Consider the following 18,657-nt stretch of genomic DNA (forward strand, 5'->3'; position numbering starts at 1 on the left):
AATTTAATGGATTAAAATACTTCCATCTGTGCTATTAACGTGAAGAGCGGGTTTATTTTTAACTTTTTGAGAAAAGCGTCCTGAATAGTATTTATTAAAAAAGCGGATATTCTCGTCAGAGCTAGTCGAAAGTACGTAGCTAATTTTAGGTGAGTCAGTCATTAAGAACTCACCATCGTATAACTTGAATGAGCTATCATTGGTGAATTCTGAACTTCTGATTTTAATGTCACCATCAGCTAGCTTAGTGGCAGTTTGAAGTTTGCTGTTGGCAATTGCTAAGTCGCCGTCAGCTACTTTTAGCTTGCTAGCTAGGATAGTTGAATCGGCTATTTTAAAATCACCGTCGTTTACCTGAGCTTGTAAGTTGTTTGTTTTGGCATCATTGATAACTAAATCGCCGTCGTTTATTTTTAGTTCCATGGTAGACAAGTCTAAGTTTGTTAGTTGCATGTCTCCAGCGTCACAGAAACCGGCAACTTTTTTCAGGGAGGATCTCTTAGGAACGGAAATGCTAACTTGGTAAAAACCGTCATTATAATGATGTTCGGGTTGGTCATAAATAGTTAATTGCTGATCTTTAACTTTAGCTTTTATTTTCTTAATGTCTGCACCATGACTGCCACTAATTGTAATTTGAAAATTTTTCCCCGTTGCAATTCTGATATCAGGGCGATAACATTTTAGCTGAATTCGATCAAACTCATTCACGTTAAAAGTGTGACTCTGACTCCTACTTTGCCGTTGTTGTTGCCGAGCTGGTGCAGGCTGAGGTGAATGACTGGTTACTACTTTACTTATGCCAAATAAAAATAGCCCAATGATGATAAGTAACCCACCAATTTTATAAAGCTTCTTCATTTTTAATTCTCTTTATGATTTTTATTGGTCTGAAAATAGTTTTTCTTTAAAACATTTTTCCCTAAATTACGCATTGCTGTTGTACATTTGGCGATAAGAAAATCGACAAGCTTGACAAGCCACGGTAAAAGTAAAAGAACAATCCCGATTGCGATTAGTGCTTGTCCTAAATAAAGGCTACCAGCGGCCCAATTACCCGTGAACAGAAGAGCAATGGCCTTAACTAGGAGAAAGCCTTGTTTAAGGAAGAATGTGAAGACGATAACTGCTAAAGTTACTAAAAAAGCTAAACAAACGGCAAGGAAGGCAAAAATCAGTAAAATTAGCGGGATACCGATAGGGGCGGCACAAATTCCTAGCAGGATATACCAAATAGCTTTTAAATTTGACCGAGGCGCCGTTGCTTTAACTGAAGCAGAATCGCTATTGGTTGAATAGTCGGCTAGTATTTTAATTGATAACTGTTTTGGTGTACCTAGCTCTTGTTCAATGGTTGAGCGCCTGACAAAATCGCCATCAAGTAAAAATTCACGATAAAATTCGAGCACGTCTTGACGCTCTTTTTCTGGTAAGCCGCTTAGGTCTTGTTCCAGCTCAAAAATATAATCATCAATTACTTTGGTCATTTTGTCCTCCTAACACTTGATCAACATTTGTACTAAAACCCTGCCACTCATCTTGGATTGTTTGGAGTAATTCAATGCCATCATCAGTGATGTGATAGTAGCGCCTGTTACGCCCTTGGTATGGTTCATCGTAAGTTGTTAAATAATTATTTTTCTTTAAGCGCCGTAATACCGGATAAATGGTTGATTCGGAGATATCGAAAACTTTTTGAACGTTTTGTGTCAAAGCGTAGCCATACAAGTCATCTTGCTTTAAAAAAGCTAAAACAGCACCATCCAATAAACGTGTTGGTATTTGGATTGCCATGCTTTGCTCCCTCCTTATATTATATGCTATATAATATTCTAATTTAGTATTGATTCGTAGGCAAGCATAAATTACTACTATGCTATAAAAAGACTGAAAACAAAAAGACGACTAAGTTAATTAGCCGTCTGATACTTGTTTAATTAAAAAAGAAAATAAAAAAAGCACCGACTACTTGCAGTGCCATTTCCATTATGGTGGGTGGCCAGGGGCTCGAACCCTGGACCCACGGATTAAGAGTCCGTTGCTCTACCAACTGAGCTAGCCACCCATGTCTTACCGACAGTTAAATATAATAGCAACTATTTCATACTTTGACAAGGGGTTTAGCAAAAATAATTATGAATTTTGCGCTAATTGACCTATTTTTCCGTATGCAATAACTGAGTGTCTTAATTTGCTGAAATGCGTAAGCTAAAAAATTGACTAGCACTTGGCAAAGGTAATAAGATAATGCAGCTGCCAAAAGCAGCAATAAGTCAGGACTATTGCCGCAAACTGCACACAAATAAAGGTAAGTATGTAATTAAAAACTAAGTTTAACTATAGCCCAATTACTATTTGGCTGGATATTTGACCGTGTTAAAAAGTGCGGCATAGTCCGTTTATTAGAAAACAAAAAAGCAACAATTCTGTGCAATTGTTGCTTTTTCCTTTATGATGGGTGGCCAGGGGCTCGAACCCTGGACCCACGGATTAAGAGTCCGTTGCTCTACCAACTGAGCTAGCCACCCAAATGCTGTCTTGTACAGCCGACGGGAACTATTATGCTATTAAATTGGTTAAAATGCAAGACTTTTTATTAAGTTTTTGTGACTTTTTTGGCTAATAAGGGAAAAAACAGTATAATGGTAAGCAAAGGAGGCTTTCGATGCCAAAGAAAATTCTCGTTGTCGATGACGAAAAACCAATATCAGATATTATTAAGTTTAATCTGACCAAGGAGGGCTTCGACGTCGACACTGCCTATGATGGAGAAGAAGCCATTAAAAAAGTAGATGAATATGATCCGGATCTAATGATTTTGGATTTAATGCTGCCTAAAAAGGATGGCTTAGATGTTGCACGTGAAGTTCGGCAAACTCATGATTTGCCAATTATCATGGTTACGGCCAAAGACACGGAGATCGATAAGGTGCTGGGCTTAGAAATGGGTGCGGATGACTATGTTACCAAGCCATTTTCTAACCGCGAACTTGTTGCTCGAGTTAAGGCTAATTTGCGGCGCCGCAATATCGCTGAAAAAGTAGAAAGTACTAATGAAGATACTTCTACTAAAAATATTACAATTGGTAACTTGGTGATTATGCCAGATGCTTATATAGTAGAAAAAGAGGGTAAGAAAATTGAACTCACCCACCGTGAATTCGAGTTACTCTACTATTTAGCTCAGCACATGGACCAAGTAATGACACGTGAGCACTTGTTACAAACAGTTTGGGGCTACGACTATTTTGGTGATGTCCGCACTGTTGATGTAACTGTTCACCGTCTACGTGAAAAAATAGAAGATAACCCAATCCAACCGCAGATTTTAGTGACTCGTCGTGGTGTTGGCTATTATGTAAAACAGCCTACTGAGGAATAATGAAGAAAGCCCGCAGAACTACTTTATGCGCGGCTTTCTTTTTATATTTAGCTTTCTATGAATATGAAAAAATTAAAAAACAAGTTTAAACATCTAACGATTTCGATTAATACTACTTTAGCTGCTGTCTTTATGGCAATGATAATTGCTACGATTGAAGTAATTGGTGCCTATTTTACAAGACAATTGGAACAAAATAGTATTGAAAATTTTCAATCTTCAATTCAGGTGCTGCCAATTGTCAGTAATCAGTTGTCTACGCAGCTGTTAAAAGATGATAAGCACACTGACAGTAACCTTAACCGGATTGTTAGTGACTATAGTAACGGAATTGGTACCATTAGTGAAATTATTGTAGTCGACAATAAAGACATTATTCGTGCAGTTTCTAATATTAATGATAAAAACCGGATAGGGCAGCGTGTAAATAACACTTTGGTCAAGCAAGTAACTTCAACTGGCAGGCAAGCAACTAAGGTAGTTAGTGATCATGGTGACTACATGATTCAAGTGACGCCGCTTAATGCGGGTAACGGCTCCGCTAACACTGTTGGCGCAATTTATGTCCGTGCCTCAATGCAGGGTGTCTTTAATGATCTCCGGAATATTTCTTTGATGTTCCTAGTAACATCGTTGATTGCCGCGGTAATGGGTGCCGTTTTATCGCTGGTTGTTTCGCATGCGATTACGAAGCCAATTGAAGAAATGCAGAGTCAAGCCCTTAATATCGCTGATGGTGATTATTCGAGCCAGGTTAAGATTTATTCAAATGATGAGTTGGGCCAATTGGGGCAGGCTTTTAATACGTTATCGGTTCGAATTGAACGATCGCAAGAAGAATCCGAAAGTGAGCAGCGACGATTAGATAGCGTTTTGTCCCACATGAGTGATGGCGTGCTAGCAACTGATCGTCACGGCAACGTTAATGTCGTTAACCAAATGGCACTTAGCTTTTTGAACACAACTGAAGCAGAAATTATTAATAAACCTATCGCTTCCGTTCTAGGATTAGATGAAACTTCGCAAGATTTAATTGCCAGTCAAAAAGGTGAGGTTATTACTATTAATAAAGGAACGCGTGACGAGGTAATTCTGCATGCGAGTTTCTCCCTTATTAAGCGAGTAACGGGCTTTGTTTCAGGTAGCGTTTGTGTTTTACACGATATTACGGAACAGCAAAAAAATGAAAATTCACAAAAGCAATTTGTTTCCAATGTTTCGCATGAGTTGCGCACGCCGCTAACTAGTTTACATGCTTACATTGAAACGTTAAATGAGGGCGCATGGAAAGATCCTGACATTGCACCGCAATTTTTACAGGTTACCCAAGAAGAAACTGAGCGTATGATTCGGATGATTAATGAGCTGCTAAGTCTGTCACGAATGGACCGTGGTGTTTCAAAGATTGACGTGGAATGGGTTAACTTTAATGATTTTGTGGCTCATATTTTAGATCGTTTTGATATGATCGTTAAAACAGATGCAAAAGAAGGTAAGAAAAAATATACCATTAAACGGAAGCTCGGATCACAGGCTCTATGGGTTGAAATTGATACCGATAAATTTGCACAGGTCATCGATAATATTATGAACAACGCAATCAAGTATTCGCCTGATGGTGGTGTAATTACTGTTAAATTAAGACAGGAGCAACAAAAAATCGTTCTCAGTATCAGTGACCAAGGACTGGGAATTCCGCGTGAGGATCTTGGTAAGATTTTTGATCGCTTTTATCGGGTTGATAAGGCAAGATCACGTGAGCAAGGCGGAACAGGTCTTGGCCTTGCCATTGCTAAAGAAATTGTCAATGAGCATCATGGTAAAATCTGGGCTAACAGTAGTGAAGGTAAGGGCTCAACTTTCTACATTTCCTTGCCATATGAACCAATGAGTGAGGGGGACGATTGGGATGAAGTCTAAATTCAAAATCGGTGATCTACTGTTGTCACTAGGAACGGTCATTGTCTTTGTGCTCTCGATTGTCTTGTGGACCTTCATTATGACAAACGACCAGTATTTTAGTCGCATCGATCAGACCAGCAATGTTACTCAACATACACATAGCCAACGTGGCCGAATATTTGACAATCTGTATGTACCAACAAGCTCATATGGCTTTGAAAATGGGCAGCCATATCGTTTATATGATGCCAAAAAGAACTTGCCTTTGGAATTTGCCAAAGAACTTAAAAATGTTAAGTTCGAAGGAATTAAGACAATTAGTTCAGATCAAAAATCTTATGAAAAGATGCTCAATAATCCGGGCTATTTGCAATTAACTTTTCCTAACGAAATTAGCGTTAATTTGTTTACTAAAAGAGAGCTAACAAATAAGGATAAAAAGTTTCGACGTGCTTTTGTTTCAGCAAGTAATGATTCCCTTTATCTTGGTAATGATAAAACAACAACGATCTATCGTATTAACTTAATTAACGCTGATTTTAGTCGTCTTCGTGATTATGCCGATAATATCAAAGGTAAAAAGCCAATTAAATTCGTGCGCACGAAAGATAGCTACGAAACTTTTTACACAAAACAAGAAAATTGGCGTGTATACAGCTACTTAACGACTAAGCAGACCGACTCTTATTTTGTTTCGCGTTTGCTGGGCACAACAAATGTCACTTCAAGGGCTAGCAAAAAGGGCTGGACAACTTATTCACTTAACTACTACACGAAGTTACGTGTGCCAAGTGCAGCAAGTGAACGTAATGATTTACTTTATACCCGTTATGAAAAGCAAAAGGAAATGACGGTCAACGATCGCTTACTAAATAGTATTGAGCTGGTACATAAACTGGGCTTGAGTGAACAGGATTTAAGATATTTTGACTCTTCAAATGAAATTACTTGCTACAGTAACTATATTGAAGGGATGCCGGTTTTTATGGGCCAGCATGATCCGCAAATTAGTACAAAGCTGACCCAGGACACTGTAGAAGTTGCTTTTAACAATCTAGATTTGCAAATACCGATTCCTTTTGATGGCCAAACGCGGACACTGGAGCCAACGGATGAAGTTGTTCAGCAACTCGTAAATAACGGCTTAAAGAAAGCGGAAATTCAGCGCGTTATTGTCGCTTTTAGGGTAGAAAAAGACAGCAGCCACGACAACTTGGTTAACTTGATCCCTGTCTACTTCGTCAAAGCTTATGATCAGTGGAAGAGTGTCGAGGAATGGAAGCAGACAGATATCGCTAGCTTAGCAAGACAGGAGGCAAAGAAGTAAGATGGACAGAAAAAGAATTGAATGGCTCTTCTTCATTGTTTTCTTATTAATCGATTTGTATCTCGGAATTGAGATTTGGCGTTCACCAATTAGCTTGAGTACTACAGCCGGTAATGCTTCTACTAGTATTCGTGCGGAAATGCGCGCAGATGGGATAGATATCCCAGTTCATCTCTCGCATAAGCAACAATCAGGTTACTATTTAGCTGCGAAAAACCGTGATCATCTTTCACATACAGCAAATAGTTTGACACAAGTATCGACCCACTACTCTAAGAGCGATAATTCGTTAACGGGTACGCCGAAGACAGCGGTGCTTTTAAACGGTAGCCATAAAAAGATTTTGGAGCAGTTAGAACAGTTTAAAGACGATCCCGCTAATGTTCCTTATGGTAAGGACTTTACTTATGACGCCAGCATGTCGGGTGAAGGCGCATATTGTTACATTCAAAAAACCAGCTATGGGCAAATTTATGACAGTGATGCCCAATTAACTATTAACGTCCACAATGGTCAAATCACTAACTATACAATTTCTTATATGGGACCAGTTAGTTCTGTGCGCGAACCGCAGCTGATTATTAGTGCATGGCACGCAGTTAAAGCGATGTATACGGACCGTGAAATTGCCAATAATTCACGTGTAATTCAAGTTAAACTGGGTTATTCCAAGTTAACTGAGGTTCGAGGTAGTACCATTTTGTTGCCAACTTGGTTAATTCTAGTAGAAAACAAAACGACTAAAAATGTTACGGTTAAACGCGTCAATGCGTTTACGGCACAGATTTTACAGAGTGGATCGTATAATGTGCAGAAAAATTAGAAAGGAAAAAACGTGTGCGCGTTTCTGTTTTAGCTAGCGGTTCAACAGGCAATACCAGCCTGATTGAAACACCACAGCATAAAGTTTTAATGGATGCAGGCTTGTCAGGAAAAAAGATTGCATCTCTGCTGGCAGATGTTGGAGTTGATATCAAAGAGATCGATATGGTTTTTTTGAGTCACGATCATTCAGATCATAGCAAGGGCTTAGGTGTCTTAATGAGACGCTATCCCCAAATTGCTGCTTTTTCTAATAGTGGAACTTGGTCATATTTGACTGAGTCACAGAAAATTGGTCAAATTCCGGTCGAACAAATAAATGTTATTGAGCCGGGGCAAACAAAGACGTTTGGTGACCTTGATGTAACTGCATTTGCAACTAGTCATGATGCTGCTGAACCACAGTATTATGTTTTCACTAGTGGTGGCAAAAGAATGGCTTTTTTGACAGATACGGGTTATGTTTCTAGTAAGGTGAAGGATGTCATTTCCGACGCTGATGCATATATGATGGAATTCAACTACGATGATATGATGCTACGTAATGGACCATATTCTTGGAATCTAAAACAGCGTATTTTGTCTGATGTTGGTCACTTGTCGAATGAGGATGCTGCCATGGCGCTCTTAGATGTTGTTTCAAATAAGACAAAGCGTATTTACATGGCACACCGTAGTCAACATAACAACACAGCCAAGCTAGCATATGATGCTGCTAAGCAGGTTTTAATAAATGGCGATGCTCCTTTGCCGTCCGATGTGCAGCTCATCATGACTGACGCGGATAAACCGACGAATTTAGAACAAATTTAAGGTTATTGAATAACAATTTTCAGTATACTAGATTAAATACTTAAAGGAGATTAAAAAATGGACAATCGAAACCCTAGACATAGACAAAATGGTTTAGTTAAGACGGCTATCGTTGGCGTTGTTGCGGGACTAATTGGTGGTGGAGCTTCTTACTTTGCCATTGATCAGATGAATAATGCTAATTTAAATAGCAATGATGCACAAACAAGTATTACTTCTAGTAGTTCAAAGACTTCAAAAAATAGTGCTAAAACAAGTGGCACAATGACTCCTGCATATAATGATGTTAAAGGAGCTGTTGTTTCTGTCATTAACTTAAAGCGCCAATCAAGTAGTAGCAGTAACTCAATTTTTGATATTTTTGGCGATGACCAAGATGACGGTAAAAAAGAGCGTGGTAAGCTCCAAACCTATAGTGAAGGTTCCGGCGTTATTTACATGAAAACGGGGAATAAAGGCTATATCGTCACTAACAACCACGTTGTTTCAGGTAGTGACAAGGTAAAGGTAATGTTGTCTAATGGTAAAACAGTAGACGCGCGAATTGTTGGAACTGACGCCACAACTGACTTGGCAGTTTTAGCAATCGATGCAGGCTACGTCACCCAGACAGCTGAATTTGGCGATTCTAAGACCCTGCAGGCTGGACAAACGGTTATTGCAGTTGGATCACCGCTTGGCAGTGAATACGCCTCAACGGTTACGCAAGGGATCATTTCAGCGCCTGCACGTAGCATTACAACCTCTTCTGCTAACCAACAAACAGTTATTCAAACGGATGCCGCAATCAACCCAGGTAATTCAGGTGGTGCGCTAGTTAACTCTGCTGGGCAAGTGATTGGGATTAACTCAATGAAACTTTCGCAATCAAGTGATGGTACTTCAGTTGAAGGAATGGGATTTGCAATTCCTTCAAACGAAGTAGTCAACATTGTTAACCAACTTGTTAAAAAGGGTAAGATCGTTAGACCACAACTTGGCGTTAAGGTCATTGCTCTTCAAGGAATACCTTCAAGCTATCGCAAACATCTCAATATTAAGTCCAATTTAAAGGACGGAATATATGTCGCAACTGTGAATAAGAATAGCTCTGCCGCACATGCAGGAATTAAAGTTGGCGATGTAATAATTAAGGTTGACAACAAAACAGTCTCAGATGTGGCATCGTTACACACCATTTTGTATAATCACAAAATTGGTGATACGGTCACTTTAACCGTTAACCGTGGTGGAAAAGAAATTAATTTACGTGCAAAACTTGAATCCAACTAGTTTTGAGAATATTCATTAATTAGAGATAAAAAAGGCTATATTAAGCGATTTTAATTGCTGGTATAGCCTTTTTGCTAACAAAATAATTGCGAAACACTAAATAGTTCGACTTTTTAAGCTGTCAAGAAAAAACTATTTTGCCAAAACTTGTTGATAACTGTGGAAAACTTTGTGGATTGTGCATAAATATGGGGTAATAGTTGTAAGACCACTGTGCATAACCTGTGACTTGTGTGTAAACAATAACACTAAGTAGTTAAAACAAACAACTGTTCAAACCGGTGCAACAACGATTAGAGCCTAAAGTTTGTGAATAATAATTATCAAAAGACAAAATGTGGGTAAATTTGACAAACCGAGCCAATTTTTTTTAAGTAGCACTAGGTATCGGTCCCTTTTGCAAAAGAGGCACAAAATATAGAAAAAGTTTATTCACAGGTGTGGAAAAACTAGGTGGAAACAATGCGAATTAGGGGATAAAATAGGAATCATGAATATTAAGATTGTATGCGTAGGCAAATTAAAGGAAAAGTATTTCAAGGACGCAATTGCGGAATATCAAAAAAGACTGAGTCGCTTTGCAAAAATAGAAATTGTGCAAGTTCCAGACGAGAAGGCACCTGAGAAGCTCAGTGAGGCACAGCAGGAGCAAGTCAAGGAGCTTGAAGGTGACAGAATTTTAAGCAAAATAAAGGAGCGTGAGTACGTTTATGTAACTGCAATTAAGGGTAAGGAACGTACTAGTGAGGACTTTGCAAAAGAACTGAGTGACTTGGCTCTTTATGGTCATTCGGACGTAACTTTTGTAATTGGTGGTAGTCTCGGAACAAGTCAGGCTGTGAATAAGCGTGCGGATGATTTGATTAGCTTTGGCAAATTAACTCTGCCACACCAGCTAATGCGCGTCGTGCTGATTGAGCAAATTTACCGTGGGTTTATGATTAATAATGGCAGTCCTTATCATAAGTAGTATTAGCTGAGTTAGGGATATTGCTACGTTAAAAGGGAACAAATTATTTTGTTCCCTTTTTATTTGTTTAATTAATAAAGTTCTGCTTTAATGACGGTGAATGAATTTATTCGGTTGAAAGGAGTAAATGATGAAAAAAGCAGTCCAAGTAACAAACGAGCGTTATCGCTTAAATTATCACATTTCAACGCCTGCAGGTTGGTTGAATGATCCAAATGGCTTTTCTTATTTTAAGGGCTACTATCATATTTTTTATCAATATCATCCTTACTCAGCTGAATGGGGACCAATGCATTGGGGACACTATCGCAGTAAGGACTTAGTGCATTGGGAAGAATTACCAATTGCGCTTGCTCCTGACAGCGAACCAGACTGTGACGGCTGCTATTCAGGAAGTGCAATCGAAAAAGATGGTCGTCTCTTTCTTATTTATACCGGAAATCGCTACTGTGACAATAAGCACGAGCAATTCTGTCAAACGCAAAATGTGGCCTTTAGTGAAGACGGTGTGCATTTTAAAAAGTATGACCATAACCCGGTTATTGAGTCTGCTCCTGTTGATAACTCGGAACACTTTCGTGACCCTAAAGTGTGGCGCCATAACGACAAATTTTATTTGGTAATAGGAAGTCAAAGTAAAGAAGGACTGGGACGAGTCTTGACCTACCAGTCAAATGACTTATACCACTGGCAATATTTAGGGCCAATCGCTGAAGCCACAAATGTTGCTGAAGAAGGTTATATGTGGGAGTGCCCTGACCTCTTTTCTTTAAATGATAAGGATATTTTGCTTTGCTCACCACAAGGCATCGATTCAGCAGGTAAAAAGTACTTAAATTGCCACCAAACAGGTTATTTTGTTGGCCAGATGGATTATCAAAATAATCGCTTTGAACATGGCTGCTTTACCGAACTAGATCATGGACATGATTTTTATGCTGCACAAACAATGCGCACGCCAGATAACAGGCAAATTCTATTTGGCTGGATGGACATGTGGCATTCAAACTTTCCCGAGCAGGCAGACGGGTGGTCAGGAGCATTAACTTTGCCGCGTGAACTGAAGCTAAAAGATAATCGCTTGCTGATGACACCGGTGGAAGAACTAATAGCATTGCGGCAGAAAAAAGAAGTGGACCAGAAACTTGCTGTGGAAAATGAACAGATTAATGTTTCTGACGACCAACATGTAGAACTACTGTTAAACTTTTCATTAGAGAATTGGGAAGGTAAGCAGATAGTATTTACTTTGAAAGAAAGCGCGGGCAACATCTTAATGCTAACTTTTAATAGTGCTACAAATGAAGTCGTTATAAAGCGCAGCGATAAAAAGCCAAATGACGCTAAGCGCTTTGGCCAGGTGAATACAAGTGATGAACTTAAACTCCGCATTTTTATCGATACAAGCTCGGTTGAGTTCTTTATAAATGATGGGGAATTAGTCTTTTCAGAACGCTACTATACTAAGAATGAGCCAAGGATAGTTTTAACTGCAGATAAGCCAGTTATGACTCAAATAACTGCGTATAATTTAAGCAAATAGTATTAAGCTTATTGGTCTAAAAATTGTAATCTTTTAATTAGGGAATCAAGGCCGTAACTATACTATGAGAGGATAAAAGTAATACCCACACCATGAGGGGAAGTAGAGCAAAACCCATACCATGAGGGGAAGTAGAGCAAAACCCACACTATGAAGGGAAGTAGAGCAAAACCCACACCATGAGGGGAAGTAGAGCGAAACCCATACCATGAGGGGAAGTAGAGCAAAACCCACACCATGAAGGGAAATAGAGCAAAACCCACACCATGAGGGGAAGTAGAGCAAAACCCACACCATGAAGGGAAATAGAGCAAAACCCATACCATGAGGGGAAGTAGAGCAAAACCCACATTATGAGGGGAAATAGAGCAAAACCCATACCATGAGGGGAAATAGAGCGAAACCCACACCATGAGGGGAAGTAGAGCAAAACCCACACCATGAGGGGAAGTAGAGCAAAATCCACATTATGAGGGGAAATAGAGCGAAACCTACACTATGAGGGGAATCAGAGCATACCCCCACAATGAATGGAACTATTTTTGTTACTTTAAGGTAAACAGTGCAAGGTTGACTAATATTAAGATGACACCACTCCATAGCCAATCACTGGCTTTAAGTGGCACTGCAACAATCACCGAGCGTTTCGCCCCTTCGACGTAGCCATGAGATTCCATTCCTTGCGCCAGATTTTCAGCTGAATTCAGCGCTACCAAGATGGCTTTGAAGTATAAAACAGGTGACCAAAAACTGAGGTAAACTCCGCGCATCATTCCAGCAATGCGAATTTGCTTAACTGCTCGCTTCATTTGGGGAATGATATTTAATGCGGCTAAGACGCCATAAGCAAACTTACTTGGTAAATGAAAATTCTGTTCGAGTGAGCGGGCTAATTCTTCAGCAGTTGTTTTGATCGATACGCAACAGATTGTTAGTGTGTAGACATAAATACGGCTAGATAGACTGAGTGCATTTTCGAGGTTAGGCTGCGGGGCAAACCAGTAAAGAGTCGCAAAAATGGTGAATGCCGCAATTAATGGCGTAAGCAGGGTAAATAATAGACTTTTAAATTTGATTTTTTGCGTAAGTAAATAGACAACGGCAAAAACAATTACCAATAAGTTAGTTGTTAAACTAGTTTTAAGCGATAACTCAATTGAAATGATCAGTGCTAAAAGAAATTTGAAACTAGGATTCATCTTTTACCTCACTTATTACTGTATGTTAAATAATGATTACTAAAAACTAAATGGTAGTCACACCAGTCGGCAAGATTAGTTAATTCATGACTGATAATAAGCAACGTTTGGTGACGCTGTTTCTGACTCTCATGCAATAAGTTCATGACTTTTTGTGCCGATTCATGATCTAAGCCACTCAATGGCTCATCAATCAGTAACACTTTTTGGCCGGAAATTAACATTAATAAAATCTGCAACTTCTTTTGTTGACCGCCTGAAAGAGAATAGACAACTTGATCTTTGGTTTGACTTAAGTCTAGATAATCCAACATTTCGGCTATTTTTTCTTCTGTAAAGTAGCTATCTTTTGCTTGCTTCAGACTGAGCTTGATTTCGTCTTCAACCGAAACGGCAATAAATTGGTCGGTTGCGGTTTGAAAAATTTGCCCAACCTCTAGTAAGTATTTTCTTGTCGTCTGGTTACGGATCTCACGCTTGTCGTAGGTAACACTTCCTCTGTATGGAAGCATTTTAGTCAGAACATTAAATAATGAAGTCTTGCCAACACCGTTGGCACCGGTAATTAGTGTTGTTTTGCCAGCAATGATGTTTAGATGGTCTTGCTTTAACAGAATACGATTTTGTTCAACTTGAGCATTAGTTAAAACAAAACATGGTGTTTCATTTTCAGGAAGGGCAAAAGTATAAGTGTGTTTCTGTTGACTATCATGTAATAACTCATTTTTACTTGCTTCATCTAGCAGCGTGACATTATCACGTTTAAATTGAAACAAGTAGTCACAAATGTTTTCATAGCCGGTCAAAACATGGTCAGTTAAAATAATCGTTTTTCCTTTATCCCTTAAATGCGCCAATTTAGTAATTAAAAATTGACGTGCTTCAGGATCGCAGCTAGCAAACGGCTCATCAAGTAAAAACAAATCAACATCCATTGCGACTAAGACAGCTAGTGCAACTCGTTGTTGCTCACCACCCGATAGTGTCGTGATTTTCTGATCCAGTAACTGTTCAATTTGCGTAAATTTTGTTGCATCGTTGAGCCGCTCTAGATATTGATCACGACTTAGTTGTAAATTTTCGAGAGCGAAAATTATTTCTTCTCGTGGTGTTGCCATAGTGAACTGCTCACCGGCATTTTGAAACATCATCGCGGAACGTAATCCATCTAGTTCAACTGTTCCGCTAACTTTACCAGCATATTTAGGATAAAGTCCGGCTAAAATTTTTAATAAAGTGGACTTACCACAGCCAGTAGGCCCAATAAGTAGTGAAAATTTGCCGGTTGGAATTTCGAGTGTAATGTTATTAAGTATTTTCTGTTGCTCGTCATATGAAAATGAGAGCTGGTTTGTTCTGATCAATTTTTCTTACCAAGATAAATAAAAAGCCATTGAACAATGATGTTCAACGGCGCAAAATAATTAGTTTCCCTTCGCTGGCATTGTCCAAAGCAGGTTCAATGGGTATGTTCTCAGCCTAACGGCACCCCTTTAGTATATTCATGATTATTATACAAAAAGAACCTAGTACTTGTCTAGATTGCATCAAGAAGTAAAAAAGGCATACGGGTTTTTGTTAAAAATGATATTTCAAGTCCGACTTAGGGCTAAAAATTACGATATAATAAAATTATGAAAAAAAGATACTAATAGGCGGGTGATAACTATGGCAACGGTAAAACAGGAACAGTATTTAACAAGTGTAATTGATGCAACTACTTCTGATTCCAATGAAATAAGATTGAGTCCAGGCAGTAATGACTTTGACTTGTTTACAATTAACCTTGAAAATCATAACGGCGGTGTTCATCGTTATCAAACAACAGGACTAACGATTCTTTATGAAGCTGTTGGGACTACAAAAACCAAAATTAACGGTCAGGCGTTCACGATTTCTGCTGGTAATATTATTCTTTTGCAAAAAAAGAGTGAATATGAGGTGGAAAGGCAGGGCAAAAAAGATTTGCTAGTTAAAATAGAACTTAGTCAAAGGCTGTCCGAACAATTTACTCTAAAAAAGAAACAGCATTTTAGTGAGCAAGAAAAAGCTGTAATTGATCACATCAGTAAGCTAATGACAACAAACAGACTATTAAATCTAAACTATTCAGCAATGTCGCGCTCTGCACAAATAATGAAAAAAATTATCGATGAATATCTTAATCAGGATCTTTTTGTTGAAAACATGGTGCTTGCCGAGCTTAGTATCTTATTTGTAGCAGCACTTAGAAACAAGGACTTTGAAAAGGCGCCGACTGCTGCACCTAAATTTGCACAAACAGCCTTGGAACAATACATTGATGAGAACTTTGCCGATGTTACTTTGAATGAAGCGGCCAAGCATTTTGGCTTGAATCCGAATTATTTTTCGACCTTGGTTAAGCAGAAGACTGGTAAAAGTTTTGTCGAACACGTTGACGAGAGACGAATGCAAGAAGCGCGCAATTTACTTGCCCGTCCCGACATTTCAGTCAAGGAAATTATTACTAGGGTAGGCTACAATGGAAAATCATTCTTTTATAAAAAGTTTGGTGAGTACTATCATGAAACGCCTGTTCAAATGCGGGCTGAACTGTTTAGACAGGCCAATATTAATCTGAAATAAAATGAGCAAAAAATGCACCCCTATTAAGGGATGCATTTTTTAATAACTAAAATTACATTTTTTCTAACCGCTCAATTCGGTCCTTTGTAGGTGGATGACTATCAAATAAATGTGTAGTACCCCTTTTATGAAGTGGGTTTTCGATGTACATTCCCGCGCTACTTGGATCTGCTTGTTTCATTGGATCGGAACCATCAATTTTTTCCAAAGCAGATATTAATCCTTGCGGATTACGTGTTAATTCGACTGAGGAAGCATCTGCTAAGTATTCGCGATTACGCGATAATGCCATTTGCGCAAGACTAGCACAAAGTGGTCCCAAAATAAGAACAAAGACAATCGCAACAATTTTAAAAACCATTACAATAGCGTTGTTACTATCATTGTCACTATCACGATCATCATCAATCCACCAGATATAGCGGCTGGCAATACCAGATAAATATGAAATAACACCTACTAAAACAGCGGCAATGGTTGAAACTAAAATATCATAGTTTCTAATGTGAGAGATTTCGTGTCCTAAAACGCCTTCGAGTTCTTCACGATTCATCATGTCGAGGAGTCCTTGTGTAACTGCCACCGCTGAATGCTCAGGGTCCCGCCCTGTTGCAAAGGCATTTGGACTAGCATCATTAATGATGAAAACACGCGGCATCGGAACTTTACCAACAAGAGCCATGTCTTGAACAACATGCCATAACTCGGGATTGTCGGCTTCATGAACTTCTTGGGCATGATTCAAGCTCATTACTAAGTTAGCTGGATTGGGCAAAACTATTAGTAAATAGATTGCACAAGCAACAAGGGCAATAATCAGCCCCAAGATTGGATTGTCCGCAAAAAGATAGCCGAATCCAACGCCAGCAAGAGCTAAAATGAGCGTAAACACCACCATGATGCCAGCTGTTTTTCGTTTATTACGAGCAATTTGTTGAAATAACATGAGATTAGTATCTAAAATTTAACCTTAGGAACTTCTTTTTCAGCTTCGGCTGTCTGCAAGTAATCAACCTTTTTGAAGCCGTGGATTCCAGCAACAATATTTGAAGGGAAGGTTAATAGCTTTTGGTCATATAGAGCAGCAGATGAGTTGTAAAGCTGTCTTGAATAAGCAATTTTGTTTTCAGTGTTAGTTAATTCTTCTTGCAATTTAGCAAAGTTTTGGTTTGCTTTTAAGTCAGGATAGTTTTCTGATAAAGCAAAAATAGTTTTTAAGCTATCTGAAAGCTGATTCGATACCTTTAAAGTTTCAGCGTGATCATCACTAGGAATGTTAGTTAATTGATTACGCAGTTGAACTACCTTTTCTAGTGTCTCACTTTCATGCTTAGCATAACCTTTGGTGGTTTCAACTAAGTTAGGAATTAAGTCGTTACGACGCTTTAGCTGAACATCAATTTGACTCCAAGCTTCGTCAGTATATACTTTGGCTTTTTGCAAGCCATTGTAGATAGCGATATAAATTGCCAATATTAATACGACAATAATTACTGCTATCCAAATTGTTAAGGTAAGATTAGACATTGTTTTTCCTCCTAGAATAATATTAGTTAATTATAACTGATAACTGTGCACTTGAATATAAAAAAAGGCTTTACACAGCGTTTACTGGTAAAACCTAATAAATAATTAACTTTTAAACTAGGAGCAGTATCCAGCCAATTAAAGTCAAAATAAGCAAACCGGCGAACTGCATCACAATCCATTTTTTGAAAAATTCACTGCGTGAAACTGAGGCATTTTGTGTAAAGGTCTTGAGTACTAGCATGTTGGCCATTGAGCCAATTGGTGAGCCAAAGCCACCGATATTAGAGCCTAGAAACAGTGCCTTGGCGTGAGTGGTGAACTTGCCGACTAAGATAGTTGCAGGTACGTTACTGATGACTTGGCTTGAGAGGATGGAAGTAAAGTAGGTAGAAGTTTCAGAATTCACCGTTGCGTGAATCAAACTAACGACGATTGGAATCTGTTGGATATCACTAATGAAAATAAAAAAGCAGGTAAAAGTTAGTAATAACGCGTAATCCACTTTTAGTAAAATTTTGGGATTAATTAGTAGAGCTAAGATAATCGCAACAACCATTGGAATTACTACATTGATAACTTTAAAGACACCCAAAAAAAACAGAGCGAAAACTGCGGTAGTGACAACAGTCGGTCGTACACTAATATCAATTTGTTTAATATCTTGAACTGGAATCTTGGTGCGCGGAATAAAGTGAAAGATAATGAATGCAATCACCAAGGCAGAAAGTAGTAATGGCAATGACCACGAGAAAAACTCAAGGGCATTAACAGAGTACTTGCTGACAAGAAAAATGTTGTGTGGATTACCCCATGGCGTAAACGCGGCACCGATATTTGCGCCCATGCCAATTAACGTAACCGGCAAAATTTGTGGTAAATCGCATCTTTTGGCAATATTTAAATATAGTGGAATCAATGTAAGAGCAGTTATGTCATTACCTAAGAACATTCCAGAGATGATTGCTAATAAGGTGAACAAGATATTCAGTTTCTGCATGTTATCAGCAATACTAGTCAATTTATAGGCTAAAACATCAAGAACATGCAAGTAAGCATAGATTTGAATGATAGTTAGCATTGCAGCTACAGAAAAAATCGTATGTAAATTAATGTCTTCGAGACGTGGTCTAGCGAAAAAAAGGCTTATCAGTGTCACCACTGCAGTAATTTGCAAAATGCGGTCACTAAAAACTTTTTTTAAGACGGTCATAAAATGTCCCCTTTCACACATTACAATCATCCAAAGTCAATAAGTCTATTTTGAGCTTTTTTTTCTGTGTGCGCAATATA

Annotated in this window: 17 protein-coding genes, 2 tRNA genes and 1 riboswitch; of the genes, 9 read left to right on the forward strand and 10 right to left on the reverse strand. The window is 38.6% G+C overall.

Annotation, left to right across the window (positions count from 1 at the left end):
* Window positions 1-3: 3 nt before the first annotated feature.
* The 5 genes from F5ESL0263_RS00525 to F5ESL0263_RS00545 all read right to left on the reverse strand — a co-directional run bounded on the left by F5ESL0263_RS00525 (window position 4) and on the right by F5ESL0263_RS00545 (window position 2,528).
* Window positions 4-861, reverse strand: a complete 858-nt coding sequence (locus F5ESL0263_RS00525) for a DUF4097 family beta strand repeat-containing protein (RefSeq protein ID WP_122034041.1) — start codon at window positions 859-861, stop codon at window positions 4-6.
* A 2-nt stretch (window positions 862-863) separates the two neighbouring features.
* Window positions 864-1,487, reverse strand: a complete 624-nt coding sequence (locus tag F5ESL0263_RS00530; RefSeq protein WP_109715005.1) for a DUF1700 domain-containing protein — start codon at window positions 1,485-1,487, stop codon at window positions 864-866.
* Window positions 1,471-1,794, reverse strand: coding sequence for a PadR family transcriptional regulator (locus tag F5ESL0263_RS00535; RefSeq protein WP_109715006.1), 324 nt, complete (start codon window positions 1,792-1,794; stop codon window positions 1,471-1,473). The genes F5ESL0263_RS00530 and F5ESL0263_RS00535 overlap by 17 nt, the downstream gene beginning before the upstream one ends.
* A gap of 195 nt (window positions 1,795-1,989) precedes the next feature.
* Window positions 1,990-2,065 (reverse strand) — tRNA-Lys (locus F5ESL0263_RS00540).
* Between the two features lie 390 nt (window positions 2,066-2,455).
* Window positions 2,456-2,528, reverse strand: a tRNA-Lys gene (locus F5ESL0263_RS00545).
* Window positions 2,529-2,665: 137 nt separating this feature from the next.
* On the opposite strand from F5ESL0263_RS00545, the gene yycF reads away from it, so the two are divergent.
* The 8 genes from yycF (at window position 2,666) to F5ESL0263_RS00585 (ending at window position 12,031) form a co-directional block, all read left to right on the forward strand.
* On the forward strand, window positions 2,666-3,382 hold the full coding sequence (yycF, locus tag F5ESL0263_RS00550) for a response regulator YycF (RefSeq protein ID WP_046305826.1): 717 nt from the start codon (window positions 2,666-2,668) through the stop codon (window positions 3,380-3,382).
* A gap of 63 nt (window positions 3,383-3,445) precedes the next feature.
* Window positions 3,446-5,302, forward strand: coding sequence for a cell wall metabolism sensor histidine kinase WalK (gene walK / locus F5ESL0263_RS00555; protein ID WP_074426126.1), 1,857 nt, complete (start codon window positions 3,446-3,448; stop codon window positions 5,300-5,302).
* Window positions 5,292-6,611 carry a hypothetical protein gene (locus F5ESL0263_RS00560; RefSeq protein ID WP_122034043.1) on the forward strand — a complete coding sequence of 440 codons (1,320 nt, stop codon included), beginning with the start codon at window positions 5,292-5,294 and terminating at the stop codon, window positions 6,609-6,611. The genes walK and F5ESL0263_RS00560 overlap by 11 nt, the downstream gene beginning before the upstream one ends.
* Before the next feature lies 1 nt (window position 6,612).
* Window positions 6,613-7,434, forward strand: coding sequence for a two-component system regulatory protein YycI (locus F5ESL0263_RS00565; protein ID WP_046305830.1), 822 nt, complete (start codon window positions 6,613-6,615; stop codon window positions 7,432-7,434).
* A 14-nt stretch (window positions 7,435-7,448) separates the two neighbouring features.
* Complete coding sequence (locus F5ESL0263_RS00570) at window positions 7,449-8,246, forward strand: MBL fold metallo-hydrolase (RefSeq protein ID WP_122034045.1); 798 nt, start codon at window positions 7,449-7,451, stop codon at window positions 8,244-8,246.
* Between the two features lie 57 nt (window positions 8,247-8,303).
* A complete protein-coding gene (locus tag F5ESL0263_RS00575; RefSeq protein ID WP_109715008.1) occupies window positions 8,304-9,518 on the forward strand; it encodes a S1C family serine protease in 1,215 nt (404 codons plus the stop codon).
* A 490-nt stretch (window positions 9,519-10,008) separates the two neighbouring features.
* On the forward strand, window positions 10,009-10,488 hold the full coding sequence (gene rlmH, locus F5ESL0263_RS00580) for a 23S rRNA (pseudouridine(1915)-N(3))-methyltransferase RlmH (protein WP_074426100.1): 480 nt from the start codon (window positions 10,009-10,011) through the stop codon (window positions 10,486-10,488).
* Window positions 10,489-10,615: 127 nt separating this feature from the next.
* On the forward strand, window positions 10,616-12,031 hold the full coding sequence (locus F5ESL0263_RS00585; protein ID WP_370448824.1) for a glycoside hydrolase family 32 protein: 1,416 nt from the start codon (window positions 10,616-10,618) through the stop codon (window positions 12,029-12,031).
* Window positions 12,032-12,576: 545 nt separating this feature from the next.
* On the opposite strand, the gene F5ESL0263_RS00590 is transcribed toward F5ESL0263_RS00585, so the two are convergent.
* Together F5ESL0263_RS00590 and F5ESL0263_RS00595 are read right to left on the reverse strand one after the other, a co-directional pair.
* The gene (locus F5ESL0263_RS00590; protein WP_122034049.1) at window positions 12,577-13,230 is read right to left on the reverse strand and encodes an energy-coupling factor transporter transmembrane protein EcfT; all 654 of its coding nucleotides are present in this window, start codon (window positions 13,228-13,230) and stop codon (window positions 12,577-12,579) included.
* Window positions 13,231-13,238: 8 nt separating this feature from the next.
* Window positions 13,239-14,594, reverse strand: a complete 1,356-nt coding sequence (locus F5ESL0263_RS00595) for an ATP-binding cassette domain-containing protein (protein ID WP_122034051.1) — start codon at window positions 14,592-14,594, stop codon at window positions 13,239-13,241.
* 47 nt (window positions 14,595-14,641) lie between these two features.
* Window positions 14,642-14,733, reverse strand: a riboswitch (TPP riboswitch).
* A gap of 165 nt (window positions 14,734-14,898) precedes the next feature.
* On the opposite strand from F5ESL0263_RS00595, the gene F5ESL0263_RS00600 reads away from it, so the two are divergent.
* A complete protein-coding gene (locus F5ESL0263_RS00600; RefSeq protein ID WP_233558436.1) occupies window positions 14,899-15,837 on the forward strand; it encodes an AraC family transcriptional regulator in 939 nt (312 codons plus the stop codon).
* Between the two features lie 52 nt (window positions 15,838-15,889).
* Here F5ESL0263_RS00600 and htpX read toward each other — a convergent pair whose 3' ends face one another.
* From htpX to F5ESL0263_RS00615, 3 genes are all read right to left on the reverse strand, one after another.
* The gene (gene htpX / locus F5ESL0263_RS00605) at window positions 15,890-16,783 is read right to left on the reverse strand and encodes a zinc metalloprotease HtpX (protein WP_122034052.1); all 894 of its coding nucleotides are present in this window, start codon (window positions 16,781-16,783) and stop codon (window positions 15,890-15,892) included.
* 11 nt (window positions 16,784-16,794) lie between these two features.
* Entirely contained in the window at window positions 16,795-17,364 is a 570-nt protein-coding gene (locus tag F5ESL0263_RS00610) for a LemA family protein (protein ID WP_046305843.1), read from the reverse strand.
* A 112-nt stretch (window positions 17,365-17,476) separates the two neighbouring features.
* A complete protein-coding gene (locus F5ESL0263_RS00615) occupies window positions 17,477-18,577 on the reverse strand; it encodes an SLC13 family permease (protein ID WP_122034054.1) in 1,101 nt (366 codons plus the stop codon).
* Window positions 18,578-18,657 lie beyond the last annotated feature (80 nt).

Origin of the sequence: Lactobacillus sp. ESL0263 (genome assembly GCF_003692845.1) — a bacterium.
Classification (GTDB): Bacteria; Bacillota; Bacilli; order Lactobacillales; family Lactobacillaceae; genus Lactobacillus; species Lactobacillus apis.

Coding starts and splice junctions, on each gene's coding strand:
- F5ESL0263_RS00525 (WP_122034041.1), bottom strand. CDS start 861: ATGAAGAAGCTTTATAAAATTGGTGGGTTACTTATCATCATTGGGCTA.
- F5ESL0263_RS00530 (WP_109715005.1), bottom strand. CDS start 1,487: ATGACCAAAGTAATTGATGATTATATTTTTGAGCTGGAACAAGACCTA.
- F5ESL0263_RS00535 (WP_109715006.1), bottom strand. CDS start 1,794: ATGGCAATCCAAATACCAACACGTTTATTGGATGGTGCTGTTTTAGCT.
- yycF (WP_046305826.1), top strand. CDS start 2,666: ATGCCAAAGAAAATTCTCGTTGTCGATGACGAAAAACCAATATCAGAT.
- walK (WP_074426126.1), top strand. CDS start 3,446: ATGAAAAAATTAAAAAACAAGTTTAAACATCTAACGATTTCGATTAAT.
- F5ESL0263_RS00560 (WP_122034043.1), top strand. CDS start 5,292: ATGAAGTCTAAATTCAAAATCGGTGATCTACTGTTGTCACTAGGAACG.
- F5ESL0263_RS00565 (WP_046305830.1), top strand. CDS start 6,613: ATGGACAGAAAAAGAATTGAATGGCTCTTCTTCATTGTTTTCTTATTA.
- F5ESL0263_RS00575 (WP_109715008.1), top strand. CDS start 8,304: ATGGACAATCGAAACCCTAGACATAGACAAAATGGTTTAGTTAAGACG.
- rlmH (WP_074426100.1), top strand. CDS start 10,009: ATGAATATTAAGATTGTATGCGTAGGCAAATTAAAGGAAAAGTATTTC.
- F5ESL0263_RS00585 (WP_370448824.1), top strand. CDS start 10,616: ATGATGAAAAAAGCAGTCCAAGTAACAAACGAGCGTTATCGCTTAAAT.
- F5ESL0263_RS00590 (WP_122034049.1), bottom strand. CDS start 13,230: ATGAATCCTAGTTTCAAATTTCTTTTAGCACTGATCATTTCAATTGAG.
- F5ESL0263_RS00600 (WP_233558436.1), top strand. CDS start 14,899: ATGGCAACGGTAAAACAGGAACAGTATTTAACAAGTGTAATTGATGCA.
- htpX (WP_122034052.1), bottom strand. CDS start 16,783: ATGTTATTTCAACAAATTGCTCGTAATAAACGAAAAACAGCTGGCATC.
- F5ESL0263_RS00610 (WP_046305843.1), bottom strand. CDS start 17,364: ATGTCTAATCTTACCTTAACAATTTGGATAGCAGTAATTATTGTCGTA.
- F5ESL0263_RS00615 (WP_122034054.1), bottom strand. CDS start 18,577: ATGACCGTCTTAAAAAAAGTTTTTAGTGACCGCATTTTGCAAATTACT.